Origin of the sequence: Pseudoalteromonas sp. BSi20311 (assembly GCF_000239875.1) — a bacterium.
Classification (GTDB): domain Bacteria; phylum Pseudomonadota; class Gammaproteobacteria; order Enterobacterales; family Alteromonadaceae; genus Pseudoalteromonas.
The window spans coordinates 1-838 of the sequence record NZ_BADU01000041.1; the positions used below are offsets into that span (position 1 = coordinate 1).

2 protein-coding genes are annotated in these 838 nt (G+C 36.5%); one reads left to right on the plus strand and one right to left on the minus strand.

All coding sequences use genetic code 11. The annotated features are described in order from the left end of the window. On the plus strand, positions 1–253 hold a 253-nt coding region (locus tag P20311_RS04005), incomplete at its 5' end, for an efflux RND transporter permease subunit (protein WP_036984803.1). A 124-nt stretch (positions 254–377) separates the two neighbouring features. Here P20311_RS04005 and P20311_RS04010 read toward each other — a convergent pair. After that, positions 378–686 carry a hypothetical protein gene (locus tag P20311_RS04010; protein WP_024602993.1) on the minus strand — a complete coding sequence of 103 codons (309 nt, stop codon included), beginning with the start codon at positions 684–686 and terminating at the stop codon, positions 378–380. Positions 687–838 lie beyond the last annotated feature (152 nt).

The window sequence follows — 838 nt, forward strand, 5'->3', positions numbered from 1 at the left end:
TGGCTTAGAGGCTTCCAAGGCAGTTTTTGAAGGAGCAACGTCAAGATTAAGACCTGTACTTATGACAGCAATTACATCTGCATTAGGATTAATCCCAATGCTAATGTCAAATGGTGTAGGTGCTGAAATCCAGCGCCCACTTGCCAGTGTTATTGTAGGTGGCTTGGTAACGGCCACGCTGTTAACACTGTTTGTATTACCTGTTTTATATCGCTGGTTTTCAAGGAAAAAAATTGAGGAGTTGTCTCGTTAACTAAGATAGCCTAACTTAGATTATTCCGTATTAGGTACGTAGCTGATGCGGAATAATTTTATAATGTTACGTGGTAAGAGATGGGTCATTGTCTTTCTGGAAAAAGAGGTGGTTTGATCTACTGCTATAGTAAAGAAGATATTTTAATATACAGCTCTTTTGCTTGTGCGTGATTTAAATTATTTGCTGACTTATTTTGACCAATAGTTGAAGTGACACTTACAGCCTCGTTAGAGGTTTGTTCGATATCTTTTGTGGTTTTTGCTCCATTATCTTTATGCAAGCGTTCTATACCAATACTAGAGATATTGACCGAATCACTAGTAAGCACGTTAAGATTTAATTTCGTTACGGTATTTAAAAACGGCAGACCAGCACTAGCGGAATTTACATCCGCTATATTTGTATTGACACTTAATAGGTTAATACTCAACTTTACTTATACTCCCCTAGTATCCAATTATAGTATCTTGTTGGGGAGATCGCCATTTTTCTATTAGATAACAAAGCTAACAATATTTGTGATCGGATACTTTTAATGGGCACTTCAGCTTTAAGCTCATTATTTGTGTATATTAGGTAACT